General features: G+C 72.1%; 21 protein-coding genes. 16 read left to right on the top strand and 5 right to left on the bottom strand.

Going from position 1 to position 19,412, the window contains the following annotated elements:
• The 5 genes from GWK61_RS39680 to proB form a co-directional block, all read left to right on the top strand.
• Nucleotides 1–2,631: Rne/Rng family ribonuclease (locus GWK61_RS39680; RefSeq protein WP_228563697.1), on the top strand; the 2,631-nt coding region annotated here is incomplete at its 5' end.
• Nucleotides 2,632–3,004: 373 nt separating this feature from the next.
• Complete coding sequence (gene rplU, locus GWK61_RS39675; protein WP_194916873.1) at nucleotides 3,005–3,325, top strand: 50S ribosomal protein L21; 321 nt, start codon at nucleotides 3,005–3,007, stop codon at nucleotides 3,323–3,325.
• A 14-nt stretch (nucleotides 3,326–3,339) separates the two neighbouring features.
• A complete protein-coding gene (gene rpmA, locus GWK61_RS39670; protein ID WP_194916870.1) occupies nucleotides 3,340–3,597 on the top strand; it encodes a 50S ribosomal protein L27 in 258 nt (85 codons plus the stop codon).
• 103 nt (nucleotides 3,598–3,700) lie between these two features.
• On the top strand, nucleotides 3,701–5,203 hold the full coding sequence (gene obgE, locus GWK61_RS39665; protein ID WP_194916869.1) for a GTPase ObgE: 1,503 nt from the start codon (nucleotides 3,701–3,703) through the stop codon (nucleotides 5,201–5,203).
• An 88-nt stretch (nucleotides 5,204–5,291) separates the two neighbouring features.
• A complete protein-coding gene (gene proB / locus GWK61_RS39660) occupies nucleotides 5,292–6,419 on the top strand; it encodes a glutamate 5-kinase (protein WP_323747963.1) in 1,128 nt (375 codons plus the stop codon).
• A gap of 120 nt (nucleotides 6,420–6,539) precedes the next feature.
• Here the strand turns inward: proB and GWK61_RS39655 are convergent, their stop codons facing one another.
• From GWK61_RS39655 to GWK61_RS39645, 3 genes are all read right to left on the bottom strand, one after another.
• On the bottom strand, nucleotides 6,540–7,607 hold the full coding sequence (locus GWK61_RS39655) for a hypothetical protein (RefSeq protein ID WP_194916868.1): 1,068 nt from the start codon (nucleotides 7,605–7,607) through the stop codon (nucleotides 6,540–6,542).
• Nucleotides 7,604–8,122: a SigE family RNA polymerase sigma factor gene (locus GWK61_RS39650; protein WP_194916867.1), complete on the bottom strand. Its 519-nt coding sequence runs from the start codon at nucleotides 8,120–8,122 to the stop codon at nucleotides 7,604–7,606. The genes GWK61_RS39655 and GWK61_RS39650 overlap by 4 nt, the downstream gene beginning before the upstream one ends.
• 151 nt (nucleotides 8,123–8,273) lie before the next feature.
• Nucleotides 8,274–8,870: a GyrI-like domain-containing protein gene (locus GWK61_RS39645; protein ID WP_323747962.1), complete on the bottom strand. Its 597-nt coding sequence runs from the start codon at nucleotides 8,868–8,870 to the stop codon at nucleotides 8,274–8,276.
• 95 nt (nucleotides 8,871–8,965) lie between these two features.
• Here GWK61_RS39645 and GWK61_RS39640 point away from each other — a divergent pair, with 95 nt between their 5' ends.
• From GWK61_RS39640 to GWK61_RS39630, 3 genes are all read left to right on the top strand, one after another.
• Nucleotides 8,966–9,418, top strand: coding sequence for a hypothetical protein (locus tag GWK61_RS39640; RefSeq protein WP_194916866.1), 453 nt, complete (start codon nucleotides 8,966–8,968; stop codon nucleotides 9,416–9,418).
• Between the two features lie 119 nt (nucleotides 9,419–9,537).
• Nucleotides 9,538–10,797 (top strand): glutamate-5-semialdehyde dehydrogenase, encoded by a 1,260-nt coding sequence (locus tag GWK61_RS39635; protein ID WP_194916865.1) that lies wholly within the window; start codon nucleotides 9,538–9,540, stop codon nucleotides 10,795–10,797.
• A 160-nt stretch (nucleotides 10,798–10,957) separates the two neighbouring features.
• Nucleotides 10,958–11,512, top strand: a complete 555-nt coding sequence (locus tag GWK61_RS39630; RefSeq protein WP_194916864.1) for a hypothetical protein — start codon at nucleotides 10,958–10,960, stop codon at nucleotides 11,510–11,512.
• On the opposite strand, the gene GWK61_RS39625 is transcribed toward GWK61_RS39630, so the two are convergent.
• Complete coding sequence (locus tag GWK61_RS39625; protein WP_194916863.1) at nucleotides 11,467–11,664, bottom strand: hypothetical protein; 198 nt, start codon at nucleotides 11,662–11,664, stop codon at nucleotides 11,467–11,469. The two genes, GWK61_RS39630 and GWK61_RS39625, sit on opposite strands and share 46 nt — an antisense overlap.
• A gap of 194 nt (nucleotides 11,665–11,858) precedes the next feature.
• Nucleotides 11,859–12,938: a M48 family metallopeptidase gene (locus GWK61_RS39620; protein ID WP_194916862.1), complete on the bottom strand. Its 1,080-nt coding sequence runs from the start codon at nucleotides 12,936–12,938 to the stop codon at nucleotides 11,859–11,861.
• Between the two features lie 150 nt (nucleotides 12,939–13,088).
• Between GWK61_RS39620 and GWK61_RS39615 the strand changes: the two genes are divergently transcribed.
• From GWK61_RS39615 to GWK61_RS39580, 8 genes are all read left to right on the top strand, one after another.
• A complete protein-coding gene (locus GWK61_RS39615) occupies nucleotides 13,089–13,262 on the top strand; it encodes a hypothetical protein (RefSeq protein WP_194916861.1) in 174 nt (57 codons plus the stop codon).
• 133 nt (nucleotides 13,263–13,395) lie between these two features.
• Nucleotides 13,396–13,566: a hypothetical protein gene (locus GWK61_RS39610; RefSeq protein ID WP_194916874.1), complete on the top strand. Its 171-nt coding sequence runs from the start codon at nucleotides 13,396–13,398 to the stop codon at nucleotides 13,564–13,566.
• A 38-nt stretch (nucleotides 13,567–13,604) separates the two neighbouring features.
• A complete protein-coding gene (nadD, locus tag GWK61_RS39605) occupies nucleotides 13,605–14,264 on the top strand; it encodes a nicotinate-nucleotide adenylyltransferase (protein ID WP_194916860.1) in 660 nt (219 codons plus the stop codon).
• Nucleotides 14,261–16,414, top strand: a complete 2,154-nt coding sequence (locus GWK61_RS39600) for an LCP family protein (protein ID WP_194916859.1) — start codon at nucleotides 14,261–14,263, stop codon at nucleotides 16,412–16,414. Before nadD ends, GWK61_RS39600 begins: the two co-directional genes overlap by 4 nt.
• 122 nt (nucleotides 16,415–16,536) lie before the next feature.
• Nucleotides 16,537–17,058 carry a ribosome silencing factor gene (gene rsfS, locus GWK61_RS39595; protein ID WP_194916858.1) on the top strand — a complete coding sequence of 174 codons (522 nt, stop codon included), beginning with the start codon at nucleotides 16,537–16,539 and terminating at the stop codon, nucleotides 17,056–17,058.
• A 218-nt stretch (nucleotides 17,059–17,276) separates the two neighbouring features.
• Nucleotides 17,277–17,933 carry a histidine phosphatase family protein gene (locus GWK61_RS39590; RefSeq protein ID WP_194916871.1) on the top strand — a complete coding sequence of 219 codons (657 nt, stop codon included), beginning with the start codon at nucleotides 17,277–17,279 and terminating at the stop codon, nucleotides 17,931–17,933.
• A gap of 210 nt (nucleotides 17,934–18,143) precedes the next feature.
• On the top strand, nucleotides 18,144–18,572 hold the full coding sequence (locus GWK61_RS39585) for a GNAT family N-acetyltransferase (protein WP_194916857.1): 429 nt from the start codon (nucleotides 18,144–18,146) through the stop codon (nucleotides 18,570–18,572).
• A gap of 83 nt (nucleotides 18,573–18,655) precedes the next feature.
• On the top strand, nucleotides 18,656–19,412 hold a 757-nt coding region (locus GWK61_RS39580; RefSeq protein WP_194916856.1), incomplete at its 3' end, for a cytochrome P450 family protein.

Below are 19,412 nucleotides of genomic sequence, written 5' to 3'. Positions count from 1 at the left end.
GCCCAGGACTCCGCGTCGGCCACGGCCACCACCACCCCCGCCGCCGAGCCCGTCGACCTCGACAGCCTCTCCCCGGCCGAGCGCGCCCGCGCCATCATCGCCGCCCGCGCCGCCGCGCCGGCCGCCGGCATCCCGCTGTTCCAGGCGCCCGACCTGGCCACGGCCGCCGCGCAGAAGGCCGCGGCCAAGGCCGCCAAGGCCGAGGCGACCGACGCCGAAGCCGAGGAAGAGCCCGAGGCGGAAGCCGAGGAGGAGCAGGCCCCGACGCGCCGCACTCGGACGCGTAACCGCAACCGCAATCGCGCCGAGCAGGCCGAGGCACCCGCAGAGAGCGCCGAGGCGGAGGCCGAGGACGAGGACGACGATGACGACGAAGGCACCGGCTCCTCCAGCCGTCGCCGTCGTCGGCGCCGCCGCCGCGCCGGTGGCGAGTCCATCGAGTCCAGCCCGGACGACCCGCCGAACACCGTGGTCAAGGTCCGCGAGTCGCGGGTCCGCAGCCGGGACCGCAAGGGCGGCCTGGTCGCCGACGACGACGTGCAGGGCGTGCGCGGCTCGACCCGCCTGGAGGCCAAGAAGCAGCGCCGCCGCGAGGGCCGGGACACCGGCCGCCGCCGTGCGCCGCTGATCACCGAGGCCGAGTTCCTCGCCCGGCGCGAGAGCGTCGAGCGGGTCATGGTCGTGCGCCAGAGCGGCGACCGCACCCAGATCGGCGTGCTGGAGGACGGCGTCCTCGTCGAGCACTACGTCAACCGCGCGCAGTCCGCGTCCTACGTCGGCAACGTGTACCTGGGCAAGGTGCAGAACGTGCTGCCGTCGATGGAGGCGGCGTTCGTCGACATCGGCAAGGGCCGCAACGCCGTGCTGTACGCCGGCGAGGTCAACTTCGACGCGGCCGGCATCACCGGCCAGGCCAAGCGCATCGAGAGCGTCCTGAAGAGCGGCCAGGCGGTCCTGACCCAGGTCACCAAGGACCCGATCGGCCACAAGGGCGCCCGGCTCACCAGCCAGATCTCGCTGCCCGGCCGCTACCTGGTCTACGTGCCCGAGGGCACCATGACCGGGATCAGCCGCAAGCTGCCGGAGAACGAGCGCAACCGCCTCAAGGCGATCCTGAAGGCGGTCGTCCCGGAGAACGCCGGGGTCATCGTCCGCACCGCCGCCGAGGGCGCCACCGAGGACGAGCTGCGCCGCGACGTGGAGCGGCTGTCCGCGCAGTGGGAGGAGATCCAGCGCAAGGCACAGTCCTCGGCCAGTTCGGCCCCGACGCTGCTGTACGGCGAGCCGGACCTGACCGTGCGCGTGGTGCGCGACATCTTCAACGAGGACTTCAGCAAGCTGGTCGTCTCCGGCGACCAGGCCTGGGACACCATCCGCGAGTACGTCGGCGGGGTCGCCCCGGACCTGGCGCCGCGGCTGGAGCGCTGGACCTCCGAGCAGGACATCTTCGCCGTGCACCGGGTGGACGAGCAGCTGGCCAAGGCGCTGGACCGCAAGGTCTGGCTGCCCTCCGGCGGCTCGCTGGTCATCGACCGCACCGAGGCGATGGTCGTGATCGACGTCAACACCGGCAAGTTCACCGGCTCCGGGGGCAACCTGGAGGAGACGGTCACCCGCAACAACATCGAGGCGGCCGAGGAGATCGTCCGCCAGCTGCGGCTGCGCGACCTCGGCGGCATCATCGTCATCGACTTCATCGACATGGTCCTGGAGTCCAACCGCGACCTGGTGATGCGCCGGCTGCTGGAGTGCCTGGGCCGGGACCGGACCAAGCACCAGGTGGCCGAGGTCACCTCGCTGGGCCTGATCCAGATGACCCGCAAGCGGGTCGGCCAGGGCCTGCTGGAGGCCTTCTCAGAGACCTGCGACAAGTGCAACGGCCGCGGGGTGCTGGTGCACATGGAGCCGGTGCCGGTCGGCCACGGCCACTCCCCGGAGGACGCCGAGCGCGACGGCCGGGGCCCGCAGGGCCGCGGCGGCCGCCAGGGCGAGCAGGGCCGCTCCGAGGCCCAGAACGGCGCCGAGGACGAGCACGAGGGCGGCCGCGGCCGCCGCAAGCGCCGCAAGTCGCACGGCCACGCCGACCGCCATCAGCACTTCGATCCGCAGTACGACGTGGACGGCGTGCCGGAGGAGTTCCAGGACTTCGCCGACGGCGAGCACGCGGACGCCGGTCCCGTCACCGTGACCAAGGTGACCCGGGTCGCCGCGGTCGACGCCGACCACGACCTCGATGACGACGCAGCCCAGGACGAGAGCCAGGACGAGGCCGCCGAACTGTCCGAGCACAGCGACGTGGAGCACATCCCGAGCCACGCGCACGTGGTCGCCCCGGCGGTGACTCCGGCCGACGTGGTCGCCGTCGAGGAGGCCGACGTCACCGAGCGCTTGGCCGCCGGGGACGCCCAGGCGCACACCGTCTACGTCCCGCACGCCGGCGGCGACGTCAGCGTGGCCGAGGCGGACCGCGAGGAGACGGAAGCCGAGGCCGCCGAGCCGGTCGCGGTGGCCGTGGCCGCCGCGACAGCCGGCGCTTCGGTCGAGTCGGCCGAGGACGCACCCAAGCGGCGCGGCCTGCGGGTCCGGCGCGCGGCCAAGCGTCCGGCCGGCCCCCCGGCGGCGCACAGCTGACAGCAGGGCTGACAGCACAGCTGACTGCCGCGGTCCGGCCGGGCACCACCAAGCCCGGCCGGACCGCACGGCCCAGCAGCACCGGCTGCCGGGCCGGCCCGGATCGGCCGACCAGTGCCGGACCGGGCCCCGGTTTGACCCTGAGGCGTGGACTTCCGTACCCTTGAGCTTCGGCATGCGATACGTGTGCCCGGCATCCGTAGGGCCCCTGCGCAAGCAGCGGCGGCCCGGATGATGATCGGCTCGATGGGTCGTCAGTCCGTATACCTCGCAAGAAGTGGCGGACGCTCGTGACCAGCAACTGAGTTGGTCAAGCAGAGTGGACAGCAGACCTGATCGACCCACAGTCGACGAGAAGAGAGTGAGTTTCGCGGTGTACGCGATCGTCAAGAGCGGCGGACGGCAGCACAAGGTGGCTGTCGGCGACGTCGTCGAGGTGGACCGCCTCCCGGGCGCCCCGGCCGGCCAGGAGCTGGAACTGTCCGCGATCCTGCTCGTCGACGGCGACGCCGTCACCTCCGACCCGTGGGTCCTGGAGGGCGTGAAGGTCAAGGCCGAGGTGGTCGAGGAGACCAAGGGTCCGAAGATCCACATCCTCAAGTACAAGAACAAGACCGGCTACCGCGTGCGCAAGGGCCACCGCCAGAAGCACACGCAGATCAGGATCACCGCCATCGACGGCGGCAAGAAGTAAGGGCGGGCTGACACATGGCACACAAGAAGGGCGCATCGTCCTCCAAGAACGGTCGCGACTCCAACGCCCAACGCCTCGGCGTGAAGCGCTTCGGCGGCCAGAACGTCAACGCCGGCGAGATCATCATCCGCCAGCGCGGCACCCACTTCCACCCCGGCCTGAACATGGGCCGCGGCAAGGACGACACCCTGTTCGCGCTCGCCGCGGGCAAGGTGGAGTTCGGCACGCTGCGTGGTCGGCGCGTCATCTCGATCGTCCCGGTGGCCGAGTAACAGCCACCGGCGACACACCGCTTCGAAGGAGCGGGCCGGGGAGATCCCCGGCCCGCTCCTTCGTGTTTGTAGTACCTATACGGAAAGCAAGGAGGCGCTGACCATGGCGACTTTCGTCGACCGCGTGAAGCTGCATGTCACGGCCGGGAACGGCGGCCACGGCTGCGCCTCGGTCAAGCGCGAGAAGTTCAAGCCGCTGGGCGGCCCGGACGGCGCCAACGGCGGCCGCGGCGGGGACATCGTGCTGGTGGTGGACCCGAACACCAACTCGCTGCTGGACTACCACTTCTCCCCGCACCGCAAGGCCGGCAACGGCAAGCCCGGCGGCGGCGACTTCCAGACCGGCTCCAACGGCGCCGACCTGGTGCTCCCGGTGCCCTCCGGCACCGTGGTCAAGGACGCCTTCGGCGAGGTGGTCGCGGACCTGGTCGGCAGCGGCACCCGGTTCGTGGTGGCGCACGGCGGCGTCGGCGGCCTGGGCAACGCCGCGCTGGCCACCTCCAAGCGCAAGGCCCCCGGCTTCGCGCTGCTCGGCGAGCCCGGCGAGGAGGGCGATTTCGCGCTGGAGCTGAAGTCGGTCGCCGACGTCGCGCTGGTCGGCTACCCCAGCGCCGGCAAGTCCTCGCTGATCGCCGCGATGTCCGCGGCCAAGCCGAAGATCGCCGACTACCCGTTCACCACCCTGGTCCCGAACCTGGGCGTGGTCAGCGCCGGCGAGTCCGTCTACACCATCGCCGACGTGCCCGGCCTGATCCCCGGCGCCTCCGACGGCAAGGGCTTGGGCCACGAGTTCCTGCGGCACATCGAGCGCTGCGCGGTGCTGGTGCACGTCCTGGACTGCGCCACGCTGGAGACCGACCGCGACCCGATCTCCGACCTGGACGTCATCGAGGCCGAACTGCGTGCCTACGAGGACTCCCGCGACGAGAGCGAGTGGGGCATCTACGGCAGGCTCTCCGACCGCCCGCGCCTGGTCGTGCTGAACAAGACCGACATCCCCGAGGGCAAGGACCTGGCCGACATCGTGCGGCCGGAGCTCCAGGCCCGCGGGCTGGACGTGTTCGAGGTCTCCGCGGTCTCCCGCGCGGGTCTGCGCGAGCTGTCCTTCGCGCTGGCGAAGATCGTGGACACCACCCGCGAGTCCCGCGTCGAGCCGGAGCCCGAGCGCATCGTCATCCGCCCCAAGGCGGTCGACGAGGTCGGCTTCACCATCTCCTACGACGAGGCCGAGGACGCCTACTTCGTGCGCGGCACCAAGCCCGAGCGCTGGGTGCGCCAGACCGACTTCAGCAACGAGGAGGCGGTGGGCTACCTCGCCGACCGGCTCAACAAGCTCGGGGTCGAGGTCCAGCTGGTCAAGATGGGCGCCAACGAGGGCGACACCGTGGTCATCGGCGACGGCCCGCGCGCCGTGGTCTTCGACTGGCAGCCCTCGATCCCCACCGGCGCGCTCGGCGTCACCGCCACCGGCGGCCGCCGCGGCGAGGACCCCCGCCTGCACCTGCACGAGGCGCAGCCCACATCGCGAGACGCCGAGTACCGCAAGGCGCACCGGCGCCGTGCGAATGGGACAATCGATGTGTTCGCCCCCGAGGACGACGAGTAACCCGCCATCTCGCGAGCAGCCGGCCGGAAGCCGGCTGGAAGCCCGTGAGAAGCCCACGAGAAGCCGAGAGTAAGGGTTCTGAGCAACCGTGTCCGGCCAGCTGCGTGAAGAGGTGTCCGCCGCCCGGCGGATCGTGGTCAAGGTCGGCTCCTCGTCGCTGACCACCGGCGTCGGCGGTCTGTCCGGCGAGCGGGTCGACGCGCTGGTCGACGCCATCGCCTCGCGCCTGGAGGTGCCGGGCACGCAGCTGGTGCTGGTGTCCTCCGGCGCCATCGCCGCCGGCCTGGCGCCGCTGGGCCTGCGCAAGCGCCCCAAGGACCTGCCGACCCAGCAGGCCGCGGCCTCGGTCGGCCAGGGCCTGCTGGTCGGCCGGTACACGGCCTCCTTCGCGCGCTACGGCCGCACCGTGGGCCAGGTGCTGCTCACGGTCGACGACACGACGCGGCGCTCGCACTACCGCAACGCGCACCAGACGATGGCGCGGCTGCTGGACATGAACGTCCTGCCGATCGTGAACGAGAACGACACGGTCGCCACCCACGAGATCCGCTTCGGCGACAACGACCGGCTGGCCGCCCTGGTGGCGCACCTGGTGCACGCCGACCTGCTGGTGCTGCTCTCGGACGTGGACGCGCTCTACGACGGCGACCCCTCCAAGCCCGGAACGTCGCAGGTCGCCGACGTCCGCGGCCCCGCGGACCTGGCCGGCATCTCCATCGGGGGAGCGGGCCGGGCCGGGGTCGGCACCGGCGGCATGGCCACGAAGGTCGAGGCCGCCCGGATCGCCACCGAGGCCGGCATCCCGGTGGTGCTGACCTCGGCCGCGCACGCCGCCCGCGCGCTGCGTGGCGAGGTGGTCGGCACACTGTTCCACCGGACCGGTTCCCGCACGCCGACCCGCCTGCTGTGGCTGGCGCACGCCGCCGACACGCGCGGCTCGCTGCGGCTGGATCCCGGTGCGGTGAAGGCGATCGTCGAGCGGCGGCTGTCGCTGCTGCCGGCCGGCGTGACCGGTGTCGAAGGGTCCTTCAACGCCGGGGACCCGGTGGATCTGGTGGACGACGCCGGGGTCGCGGTCGCACGCGGACTGGTGAACTACGACGCGAGCGAGCTGCCGGAACTGCTGGGGCGCTCGACGCGCGAGCTCGCGGCGGCGCTGGGGCCGCAGTACGAGCGGGAGCTGGTGCACCGGGACGACTTGGTCGTCCTGCGCTGAGGCGCTGAGATATCGGGCACTGAAACGCTGAGACGCTGAACACCGAAACACGGAGACGCCGAAACACCGAGGCGCCGCCGACGCCATACGCGTCGACGGTGCCTTTTCCGCGGTGCGGACCTACGACAGGACGCCGGTCGTCCAGTTCGCCGGGTCGTTGCCGAGCGAGACGACCTTGTTCAGCAGCGCCTGCGCGCCGCCCGCCGCCTTCAGCGGTGCGGGCTCGGGGTCGGGGGAGCTGACGCACATCGTCAGCCCGTTGGAGTCGGCGCAGGTGTTCTTGTTCTGCGGCGGCACCGCGCCCCCGATCTTCATGGACCCGATCTTGAACGCTTCGATCATCACCATCGGGGCGTTGCTCGGGTTCGGCCCGGCCTGGATCAGGAGGTCGCCGTTGGTGTTCCCGCCGATGCGATCCACACTGCCGCCGGTGATGGTGAGCCCCGCGGGCAGGTTCGCGAGCCGGAACGGCAAGGGCTGCGAGTGGTCCTGCCTGATGATGTGCGCGGCGGCTTTGAGGGTCTGCTCCTTCCAGTCGGCGCGGGCGGGGACGTTGAGGGCGACCAGCGTCATCCACTCGCCGCTCGGCAGCTGCCACGACAGGCCGGCGAAGGGCTTGGCGGGGCCGGCGCTGTTGACGAGCTGCCCGTTTCCGTAGCCGGCCCAGTAGGCCTCGCGCGCTCCGGGCACAGAAGCGGGGACCTTCTCGGTGGGCACCCCGTTGTTCTTGTTGCCGGGCACGACAGTGTCTTCACGCTCCGACTGGAGGCTCAGCGCGAACCCGGAGTCGTCGTACGCCGACACCGTGCCCTCGTTCTTCCCCATCCCGCCCGCACCGCCGCCGTAGGCGCTCATCCCGCTCGGGAGGTAGCCGAACTTCCAGCCGACGGTGACCGGGTCGTGCGGGTCCAGGTCGGGCGGAAGAGTGGTCACGGCGGCCGCGGGAGTGGTCGTCGAGGAGCTCGCCGGGTCGGCCACGCCGCCCAGGTGCCCCGCGCTCCCGGCCGGCGCCAGCACCCCGACCGCCAGCGCGGTCGCCGCCACCGCCGCGGTGCCGCCGCTGATCGCCGCCATCCGGCGCCGGATCAGGCTGTGCCTTCCCTGGTGCAGGACGTGTTCCACGTCCATCGCGGGCGGTTGGCCCGACTCCGCCATCGCGCGCAGGGCTGTCGTCAGGTCGTCGGTCATCGGGTGATCCCTTCGAGTTCGATAGCCGCCCGGGGTGCCAGCAGCACCCGCAGCCTGGCCAGCGCTCGCGCCGTCTGGCTCTTGACGGTGCCCGGGGAGCAGCCCAGTACCTCGGCCGCTTCCTCGACCGACAGGTCGCAGTAGTAGCGCAGCACCACGGTCGCCCGCTGCCGCGGTGCCAGGCGCGCCAGCGCCTCGCGCAGATCGAGGGAGGCGTCGGCGTCGAGTGCCGGCGTCTCCCGCTCGATCGGGTCGCGGTGCAGGAACGTGAACCGCGACCAGCCGGACTGCTGCTCGTCGAGGTAGACGTTGACCAGGATCCGCCGCGCGTAGGCGTCGACGCTGTCGGCGCGGGAGGCCCGGCTCCAGTGCCGGTACAGCCGCACGGCGGCGTTCTGGGCCAGGTCGTCGGCCCGGTGCCAGTCCCCGCACAGCAGGTAGCCGACCCGGGCCAGCCACGCCGAGCGGGCTTTGAGGTACTCGGTGAATTCCGCGTCGCGGTCGGGTTTCGCCATCAGGCTCGCACTCCTCGCGCGTTGAGCCGGCCCGGACAGGCGGCTGGGTGGGGAGCGGTGCCGGTCGGCCCCGCTCGGTGACACCGACTTGACTGGGGCGGCCGGGGGTTCGGTTGCATGCGGATCGGCGCGACTTCCGATCAGCCCTCTGTCAGCTCCCGACCCGGAACACCGGCCAGCACACCTCGGTGTGCCACTGCGCCTTGTCCGGCGTGTCCCGCTGCCCGACGAGGTAGTACTCGCGGATGGGGCCCTGGACGGCCAGCGCGTGGCGTTCGACGTAGCGCGCCAGGGCGCCGTAGGCCCGGTCGGACTCGATCGGCGGTCCGGTGTGCTCGATGATCGCCAGCTCGGCCGCCGGCACCGTCAGGGGTCTGACCCGGCCCGTGGGGCGGACCAGTCCTTCACAGGGGACGAAGATGGTCACCTCGCCCAAGTGCTCGGTGAACACGTCGTCGGTGAACAGGCCGCCGGCATGGCCGGTCGGGGTCAGCCCCTGTCCGGCGACCGTGGCGTAGGGCTCGCCCAACGCGCCCTGCATCCACGGGGTGCCGTCCTCGATCGCCACGGTCTCGGTGATCGCCGCCGCCTGCACGGCCGGGGTCTCGCGCAGCGTGATGTCCGGGACGGTGTCGGTCTTGCCCGGCGCCAGCAGGTCCCGCAGCGAGGACACCGCGCGCTGCGTCCGCCCCAGCTCCGCCTCCAGCCGGCTCAGGTGTGCGGCGATGTGCCGGTTCCGGGTGTCCACGTCGATGGTCCGATTCTGAGGCCTCCCCTACCGGAAAGTCTTGCCGGTTCGCGGCGCTTGACCCTCCGGCGACCGGCGGGCCGAGAGTCGTGGCCATGACGAACTCCACCAAGAACACCACCGGAAACCTCATCACCGGAAGCCCCGCCACCGGAAACCTCACCGGCCAGATCCAGACCGTCGTCGACCGCTACCTCGCCGTCTGGTCTCTCGGCGACCCGGCCGACCGGGCCAAGGCCGTTGAGGAGCTGTGGGCGGACCGCGGCATCGAGTACATCGAGGGCCGGCAGTACTTCGGTCGTACCGCGCTCGTCGCGCGGGTCGCCGAGGCTTACGAGGCCTTCGTCGCGAACGCCGCCTACACCGCCGTCGGCGGCGAGGACGCCGCGGTTCACGGCGGTCTCGTCACCTTCACCATCCGGCTGGACCATGCGCAGGGCCCGGACACCGGCGAGACCGCCTGGTCGGCCCGGGTCTTCCTGGTGCTGGACGAGGACGGCCGGGTCCGCGAGGACTACCAGCTGACGGTCCAGCCGCTGGCGGCGTGACCGGGGACGGTCGGTGTCGGCTGGAGTCGGGTCGGCGTCGGCCGGGACCGGGGCCGGCCGGGGCGTCTCGACAGGCGAAATCCCCTCGGGGACGCCCCCGCTCGGCCTACGCTGGACCCATGACGGACCTGCAGACCGAAGTCCTGGACACCGCCCGCCGGGCCAAGAAGGCCGCCGCCGACCTGGCCCAGCGACCGCGGGGCCAGAAGGACGCGGCCCTGCACGCCATGGCCGACGCGCTCGTGGCCCGCACCGCCGAGATCGTCGAGGCCAACGGTCGCGACACCGAGCGTGCGCGGGAGGGGGGCTCGGCGGCCGGGTACATCGACCGGCTCACGCTCACCGGAGCGCGCGTCGCCGCCATCGCCGACGCGCTGCGCCAGCTCGCCTCGCTGCCCGACCCGGTCGGCGAGAGCGTGCGCGGGGGCGTGCTGCCGAACGGGATCGAGCTGCGGCAGGTGCGGGTGCCGCTGGGCGTGGTCGGCATCATCTACGAGGCGCGGCCCAACGTCACCGTGGACGCCGCCGGCATCTGCCTGAAGTCCGGCAACGCGGCGCTGCTGCGCGGGTCCAGCTCCGCCAAGGACTCCAACACCGTGCTGGTCGCCGTGATGCGGGACGCGCTGGTCGCGGCCGGCTTCCCGGCTGACGCCGTGCAGCTGGTGCCCGGCGACTCGCACGAGGCCGTGACGCACCTGATGAACGCGCGCGGGCTGGTCGACGTGCTCATCCCGCGCGGCGGCGCCTCGCTGATCCGGTCCGTGGTGGACAACGCGCGGGTCCCGGTGATCGAGACCGGGACCGGCAACTGCCACGTCTACGTCGACGCCTCCGCCGACCTCGACCAGGCACTGAGCATCCTGATCAACGCCAAGACCCAGCGCTACAGCGTCTGCAACGCCGCCGAGTCGCTGCTCGTGCACACCGACGTCGCTGAGGCGTTCCTGCCGAAGGCGCTCGCCGCGCTGGCGGAGAAGGGCGTCACCGTGCACGGCGACAAGCGGGTCGCGGCCTTCTCCGCGGCCGTCGTGCCGGCCACCGACGAGGACTTCGCCGCCGAGTACGAGTCGCTGGACCTGTCGGCGGCGGTCGTGGACTCGCTGGACGCGGCGATCGATCATGTCAACGCTCACAACACCGGGCACACCGACGTGATCGTCACCCGCGACCTGAACGCGGCCCGCGCATTCCAGCTGAGGGTGGACGCCGCCGCGGTCGGCGTGAACGTCTCGACGCGCTTCACGGACGGCGGCGAGTTCGGCTTCGGGGCGGAGATCGGCATCTCCACGCAGAAGACCCACGCGCGCGGGCCGATGGGGCTGCCGGAGCTCACGTCCACGAAGTACCTGATGACCGGCGACGGCCAGATCCGGGAGTGATCCGCGTGCGCGGCGGCGGCCGGATCCGGCGGTGATCCGTGCAGGCGGGCACCGAACCAGGTGTGCAACGGGGCCGGATCAAGTAGCCTTTCGCCCATCATGTCCGTGTCGCGGTCCGGGGGAAGTGGGCCGTGCCTGAGCGGGTTGGGGAAGGCCGTCCGTGGCCGAGGACAAGAACCAGAACGGCGAAGACCCAGGTGAGGCGCCGATACTCTCCGAGCGGGAGTGGGCTGACTTCGAACGCTCCTTCACCAAGGAGTCGACGAAGACCGCGACCTACAAGGAGCCTTCGGCCCGCCAGCGCGAGCTGAGCGAGAAGTGGCGCAGACAGCGCCCGCACGACGGCGGCTGGCGCACCGACGGCACGCCGACCGACCTCAGCGAGGTCCCGGCACCCGTCCGGCACAAGAGCACCCCGGTCGACTACGGCACCAGCCGCCGCCGGCGCTGGCGACGGAACGTGGCCTGGGTGGTGCTGGCCGCGCTGGTCACGTCGGCGATCATCGGCGTGCCGCGGCTGTTCTCGTCGTCGAAGGCCGGGAACGACCGGAACCCGAACGTGCCCCCGGCATCGGGGACGCCCGGGGGCTCGGGGAGCACCAGCAGCGCGAGTACGTCGGTGTCGGCGTCGGGGCAGGACGCGGTGCGCTTCTCGGTGTCGGGGCGGGACTACCAGTTGGTGATGCTCGCGCCGGAGGACGGGCCGGGCGCCTGATGTGCGGCGGCGGCGCCTCGGGTGCCGCCGAACGCGCTGCTCCCGAACGCGCTGTTCCCGGGCGCCTGCTCCAGGCACGGTTCGGTGTCGGTGTCGGTGTCGGTGTCGGTGGTGGCGGCGGTGTCGGTGGCGCGTGCTATATCTGCATACAAGGGGCGATAAGGTCCTAACAAAATGCCGCCACGCCCGCCTCGCACACCAGGTTGCGCTCGCGGCCGGCGGTGCTCGCGAAAGCGAAACGGCCCCGATTCCACCAGGAACCGGGGCCGCCCGCCTCGTCGCTCAGCTCAGCGCCTCAGCCCTCAGCGCATCAGACCGCAGCGCATCAGACCGCAGACCTCAGTCCTCAGTCCTCAGCACCCTCGTCCGGCGCCGCGTCGCCCTCGCCGCGGCTCGGGCCCCACTTGCGGTACATCGTCTCGCCGATCCGGCTCCCGACCCCGGCCACCTCGTCGGCGAAGCCGCGCACCTTCGTCAGCAGCGGGTCGGTGGTCCGCTCGAAGTTCTCCTTGTACTGGTTCGCCGCGGCGCGGGCCTCCTCGCGGACGCTGGCCTGCGGGTCGTCCTCGCGGCGCGGGTAGTCGCCGGCCATGACGCGCTGGTAGTCGCCGGACTCGACCCAGCGGGTCAGTTCCAGGGCGCGGATCGACGTGTAGGGGTGGGTGCGCTCGCGCAGGCTCATCAGCTTCAGGATGGACTCGCGCAGGCCGCCGCCGCCCTCGTGCTCGCGGGCCTGCTCCAAGAACGCGACGGGGTTCATCTCCGCCAGGTGGGAGCCGCCGGCCAGCTTCATCAGGGAGCGCATGGCGGCGTCCAGGTCCTGCTCGACCAGCAGGCCGGCGCGGTCGCAGGACAGTTCGGCCTTGCGGAACCACTCCAGCAGGGCGTTGATGAACATGTCGATGCCCCACTTGCCGATGGGCATCCAGGACAGCTTCGTGGCGAAGTTGGTCAGCCAGAACAGCATCGTGCGGTAGACCGCGTGGCCGGACAGGACGTGGCCGGCCTCGTGGCCGACGATGAAGCGCATCTCCTCTTCGTCCATCAGCTCGTACAGGCCGGTCGTGAGGACGATCGTCGGGCGGTCCATGCCGATGGTGAAGGCGTTCGGGACCGGGTTCTGGACGACGTACATCTCCGGCATGAAGCCGATGTCCAGGACGTCCACGGCGTCCTCCAGCAGCGCCTGCAGGCGCTGGAACTGCAGGTCGCCGACCTTGACGCCGTCGGCCAGCAGGGACAGCCGGATCTTGCGCTCGTCGATGAAGCCGGACAGCTTGCGCAGCAGCATGTCGAAGCCGTCGATCTTGCGCAGTGCGACCAGCGCCGTGCGGTCCGCGGGATGCTCGTAGGCCCGGGAGCTGATGCCCGGGAAGCGCTTCCGGCTCCGGTCCGGCGTGTTCTCAGAACCTTCGCGATCCGGCATCGGGAACCCCCTTGTAGACGTCTCTATAGCTCACAGTAGACCCGGCACAGCCCTCGCGGGGCGTTCCCATGACCGCCGGTGGAGCTCTCAAGATAGGGACGTCCGGACCTGCTGGGAGGTTCCCCTGGGGCCCGGCGTACTGTGGACGCCATGCGTGTCCTTCACTCGATCTATCTGGCGGACCCCAGCCCGTTCCCCCAGAACACGGCCCCCCACACCGCGGGCTGGCTGCGGTGGTTCGTGCTGGGCGCGGTGATCACCGTCGTCCTGCTCGCCTGGGCGTGTCTGCGCGGCTACCGGAACCACGACTCCGAGGGCGAGTAAGGGCGAAGTAGGGGCCAAGCAGGGGCGAGCAGCCGGCCTCGGTCCAGGGGAGTAGCCCGCGCGGCTGACGGCACCCGCCGCAGCGGGTACCCTGCCGGGATTCCGCTACGCCGGACCCCCTATGCTGACGTCCATGTCCGCATTCTCCACCGCCACGCAGGCCGCGCACGCCCTCCTCGCCGAGGGCACGACGGCGCCCGAGCCCACGCACAACGGCATCAACCCGCCGCTGAACGGCGCGATCGTCCTCGGCGTCCTGCTGATCCTGCTGTTCGTCACCACGCGCCTTAACAAGGATCGCTAGTCCCACCACCCCGGTCCGACCGGGTAGGGTGACGCGCCATGACCTCTCATCCGACGCCTGAGCCGCAGGCCGCCGGGGCGACCCGACGGCGCCGGACGCGGTTGGGCGTCATGGGCGGCACCTTCGACCCCGTGCACCACGGCCACCTGGTCGCGGCCAGCGAGGTCGCGAGCCTGTTCGGGCTCGACGAGGTGGTGTTCGTCCCGACCGGTGAACCTTGGCAGAAGTCCGAGCGCCGGGTGTCCCCGGCCGAGGACCGCTATCTGATGACGGTGATCGCCACCGCCTCGAACCCCCGGTTCTCGGTGAGCCGGGTGGACATCGACCGCGGCGGGCCCACCTTCACCACCGACACCCTGCGGGAGCTGTCGGTCGAGCGCGGCCCGGACACCGACCTGTTCTTCATCACCGGCGCCGACGCCCTGGAGCAGATCTTCTCCTGGCGCGACCCCGAGGAGCTGTTCGACCTCGCCCACTTCATCGGCGTCACCCGGCCGGGCCACCGGCTGGCCGACCCGGGGCTGCCGCCGGGGAAGGCCTCGCTGGTGGAGGTGCCGGCCATGGCGATCTCCTCCACCGGCTGCCGTGAACGCGTCCGGCACGGGGAACCGGTCTGGTACCTGGTCCCCGACGGCATCGTCCAGTACATCAACAAGCGGGGGCTCTACCGGGACACCCCTGGGACAGGGACGACATGAGCTGGCCGGGGGAGAACGATCCGCCGACGAGCGGGGGCTCGGGAGGGCGCGGCCGACGGCGCCGCGCCGACAGCCCCCCGGAGGACCCTTATCGGGCCCCGCAGAGCCCCGGCACCGGGCGGCGCGGATCGGGGGAGTACGAGCGGCCGGCGGAGTACGTGGAGCGGGCCGAGCAGGAGGCCGCGGCGTACGACCAGTACTCCGGGTACACGGACCCCTCCTACTACCAGGGCGGCGCGTACCAGCAGCCGCAGGGCCAGCAGTACCAGGAGCAGTACCCAACGGATCAATACCAGCAAGATCCGTATCAACAGGGCGGGTATCAGCAGTACCAGGCGCAGGATCCTTACCAGGCGCAGCCGTACGGATACGGGAACGCCGGTTATCCCGAGGCGCCGGCCCAGTACCAGAATCTCGACTCTTCGGGCTTCTACCAGCCCACGCAGCCTGCCCAGCCTGCACCGCCCGCCCAGCAGGCGCCCACGCACCAGGCGCCGCCGCAGCAGCCTTCTTACGAGTACGACCCCTACGGCCAGGCCCAGCAGGCGCCGTCCTACCAGCCGTTCCCCCAGCAGCAGCCCTCCTATGAGGATCCTGCCGCTGCGCGCGTGTCGGCGTTCCCGACGATGCCCGAGCCGGTCGCGGGCTTCGTGCCGGACCCCGAGCCGGCGCAGTTCTTCGAGCCGCCGGCGCGCGTCGTCGCGACCGAGACCGCCGCCGAAGCCGCCTCGGACGCCGACAACACCGGCGGGACCGGCGACCCCGGCGATTCCGAGGGCGAGCTGACCAACTGGCTCCACTTCGTCGGCAACGACGACCGCGCCGAGCGGGCCCGGCGCCGCCGCATCCAGCTGATGGCGCTGGCCGCGGTGCTCGTGCTGCTGGTCGTCGGCGGCGGGGCGTGGTTCCTGCTCAACGGCGGCGGCGGGGTGAAGGCCACCCAGACCGCCGTGCTGCTCCAGGTCAAGGACAGCAACGGCAACGCGGTCGGCAACGTGGTCCTGGTCGCGGACAAGAACGAGGTGGCGGGCAAGACCGATCCGGCCGGCCGGGGTGCGGCGCTGCTGATCCCGGCCGAGCTGAGCGTGGAGTCCGCCGCGCTGGACAGCCAGCCGTTCGGCGGCTCGATGCCGAGCGCCGCGCCGGCCGGCAAGGACGCGCTGACCACGCTGCTCGGTGTGAACGTGGACGGCGTCTGGTCGATGGACGAGCTGACGTTCGGGGCGCTGCTGAACAACCTGATCGGCGTGACGGTCACCGTGGACCCGGCCTCGGCCGCGGCGGTCCTGGACCAGAACGGCAAGCCGCTCTTCCAGGCCGGCACCCAGGACATGACCGGCGACAAGGCCGCCTACTACGCGGTCTACCACCCGAAGGGCGAGGCGCCGGACAAGCAGCTGGCCCGGTTCGGCCAGGTGGTGCAGGGCCTGCTGGCCAAGATCCCGCACCAGGCGGGCACCACCACGGCGGTGCTCAACAGCCTGGCCGCGGTCCCGGACCCGGCGCTGCCCAACAACAAGCTGGCCGCGATCCTGACCGCGCTCGGCGCCGAGGAGCAGGGCAGCCGGTTCTCCGAGCAGTCGCTGCCGCTGCGGTCCGACGGGTCCGGGGTGATGGACCTGGACAAGGCCTCCGGTGTGGTCAAGGCCCTGCTGGACGGCGCGTCCAAGGCCAAGGACAACGGCGGGCTGACCCGGGTCTCGGTGGCCGACGCCACCGGCCGCGCCGACACCGTCTCCAGCCGCGCGATGGCCGACTCGAAGCTGATCGGCGGCGGCTACACGCCGGTGGACCAGGGCGTGGTGCAGCAGGCGGCGAACACGTACGTGACGGTGCCGAACCAGGACGCGATGTCGCTCGGCAGGCAGGTGGCGCTGGCGCTCGGGCTGCCGGACAGCGCGGTGCGGGTCACGCCGTTCGACACCACGCTCACCGACGCCCGGGTGGTGCTGGGGGCGGACTGGACGCAGATCGGGCAGGTGCCGGCCGACCAGGCGCCGACGCCGAGCGCGCCGAGCGGGTCCGGGACGGCGACCGGCACCGGCACCGGGACGGACTCGACGGCCGGCGGCGGGCCGACGGATGGGACGAAGTCCAGCAACGACCGGGCCACGCACCGGTCGACGGCGACGAGCTCGTCCACCGGCTGAGGCCACTGGTGGGCCGGGCCGTCGGCGGGCTGAGGCCGCCGGCGGCCTAAACCCGGCGGGCCGACCGGCTGAGCATGAGATCCTGGTAATCGCCCAGAAAGCGTCCACGAACGGAAGACTTCATGACCGCAACCGACCGCGCCCGGGAGCTCGCCATCGCGGCGGCCCAGGCGGCGTCCGACAAAGTGGCCGACGACATCGTCGCGTACGACGTGAGCGACGTCTTCGTGATCACCGACGCCTTCGTCCTGGCCTCCGCCAACAGCGACCGCCAGGTGCGCGCGATCGTCGACGGCATCGAAGAGCGGCTGCTGGAGATCGGCGCCAAGCCCGCGCGGCGCGAGGGTGAGCAGGAGGGCCGTTGGGTCCTGCTGGATTACATCGACATCGTGGTGCACGTTCAGCACGCCGAGGAGCGGACGTACTACTCGCTCGAGCGGCTGTGGAAGGACTGCCCGCTGATCGAGCTGCCGGACTCGGTGACGAACGGCCGGAGCGAGCGGCCCGCCGGGTCCGTGGCGACGGTCGGGCCTGCGGCTGAGGCCGAGGATGTCGCTGACGACGAGTTCGCCGATGACGCTGACGATGCCGACGACGCCGAGGTCGCGGAGGACGACCGACCAGCCGCCGGGTTGGGCGCGTGAGCACGAACCAGGACGGCATAGGGGCCGGCGCTGCGGCGCCGGCCCCGGCTGCCACTCCCGGCGCCGGGGTCGCGGCTGCTGTCGCTGCCCCGGTCGCCAGCGCTGCCGCCACCGCCAGTACCGCCGCGCTCGCCGCCGCCACCTCCGCGGCGGCCCAGGCCGCCATCTCGGCGTCGGCCTCGCGCGACCACGAGCTGACCGAGACCGCGCCGTCCGGCATGGACCGCGCCGCGCACGTGAACGGCGCCCGGCAGATCGTCCTGTGGCGCCACGGCCGCACGGCCTGGAACCTGGAGCGCCGCTTCCAGGGCCAGACCGACATCCCCCTGGACGAGGTGGGCCTGGCCCAGGCCGAGCGTGCCGCCCGCGTCCTGGCCGGCCTCGGGCCCTGCGTGATCGTCGCCTCCGACCTGATCCGGGCGACCCGCACCGCCGAGACCCTGGCGCACCTCACCGACCTCCCGATCAGCCTCGACGAGGGCCTGCGCGAAACCTACGCGGGCCGCTGGCAGGGCCTCAACGACGACGAGATCATCGCCCGCTACCCCGAGGAGTTCGAGTCGTTCCGCCGCGGCGAACCGATCCGCCGGGGCGGCGGCGAACTGGAGACCGAGGTCGCCGACCGCGTGGTGCCCGCCATCCTCCGCGGCCTGGAGAAGGTCCCGCCGGGCGGCACCCTGGTCGTCGCCACCCACGGCGGCGCGGCCCGCGTGGCCCTCGGCCGCATGCTCGGCCTGCCCGAGGAGCTGTGGGGCGCGCTCGGCGGGCTGTCGAACTGCTGCTGGTCCGTCCTCGGCGAGGCCCGGCGCGGCTGGCGTCTGCTGGAACACAACGCCGGCACGCTGCTGGAGCCGGTGATCGGCGACGACGAGTAGGCGGGGTGGCTGGGCGCTGGTGCAGCCGGAGCTCGGTGTGCTTCGAGCAGGGCGGCGAGGCGCTCGGACTTGGTGCGGTCAGCCACTATGAGCGGCCGAAAGGTTCTTGGTCGGTATGGCTGCTTTCTTGGTCGTCGGTGTGCTTGCCGGTTGTCCCGCATCGCGAGCGGCGGCGGCTACATCCATCCACACAGTCCTAGCCTCATCGCCATGCCGGCCCCAGAACTCCGCCCCGCCACCGTCGCCGACCTCGACACCGTCCTGGCCTTCTGGCAGCTCGCCGCCGAGGACGCGCACCGTCCCGCCGACAGCACCGCCGCGATCACGGCGCTGGTCGCGCGCGACCCCGAGGCCCTGATCCTCGCCGTCGACCCGGCCACCGGCGAACTGGTCGGCACCGTCATCGCCGGCTGGGACGGCTGGCGCTGCCACCTCTACCGCCTCGCCGTGCACCCCGGTCGCCGCCGCGCCGGCATCGGCCGGCTGCTGGTCGACGCCGCCGAAGCCCGCTTCCGCACGCTCGGCGGCACCCGCGTCGACGCCATGGTCCTCGACGAGAACGACCTCGCGCACCGCGCCTGGCGCTCCGGCGGCTACGCGCCCCAGGCCGAGTGGTCCCGTTGGGTCAAGCCGTTGTGAGCTGATCCCGGCCAGGCCCCTGATACCGCCGACTCACCTCCCCGGCCCTTTCCCGCGCCTCGCCGGTGCGGCACGCTGGAACGGTGACGGCCGAGATCTTCCATCCCCAGACCTACACCGACGCCGTCCCCTACTCCCGCTTCGCCGAGCTGCGCCGCACCACCCCGGTCTGCTGGATCGAGGAGCCGGCAGTCGGCGCCTGGCTCGCCGGCCCCGGCTACTGGGGCGTGTTCGCGCACGCCGACGTCAAGCGCGTCCTGCGCGATCCGCAGACTTTCTCCTCCCACCTCGGCGGCACCCAGATCCGCGATCCGGAGACCAGCGACGACCTGGACTTCGTGCGCGCCATGATGCTCAACCAGGACCCGCCGGCGCAGTCCCGGCTGCGCCGCATCGTCGCGGCGGCCTTCACCCCGCGGGCCATCCGGGCGCTGGAGGAGACGATCAACGAGCGGGCCCGCATCCTCATCGACGGCGTGCTGCCCACCGGCCACGCCGACTTCGTCGAGGTCGCCGCCGACCTCCCGGTGTCGACGCTCGCGCGCATCATGGGCGTCCCGGACGAGGACCGCCGCCTGCTCTACGACTGGGCCAACCGAGTGATCGGCTACCAGGACACGGACTACGCCGGCCTGACCACCGCCGACGCCGCGGCGCTCAGCCCCCTCGGCCGCGCGGCACTCGCCGAACGCCCCGCCACGATGACCCGCCCCGACGGACGCCCGCTCAACCCGCGCTCACGCGCAGGACTGGCCGACATGTACGCCTACGCGCACGGCCTCGCCGCAGCGAGTACGGACGCTGCCGCTGCCGCTGCTGCTGAGGCCGTGCGCGTAGGCG

It is taken from the genome of Catenulispora rubra (assembly GCF_015356825.1).
Taxonomy (GTDB): Bacteria; Actinomycetota; Actinomycetes; order Streptomycetales; family Catenulisporaceae; genus Catenulispora; species Catenulispora rubra.
This window is presented reverse-complemented; position numbering and strand designations above follow the sequence as displayed.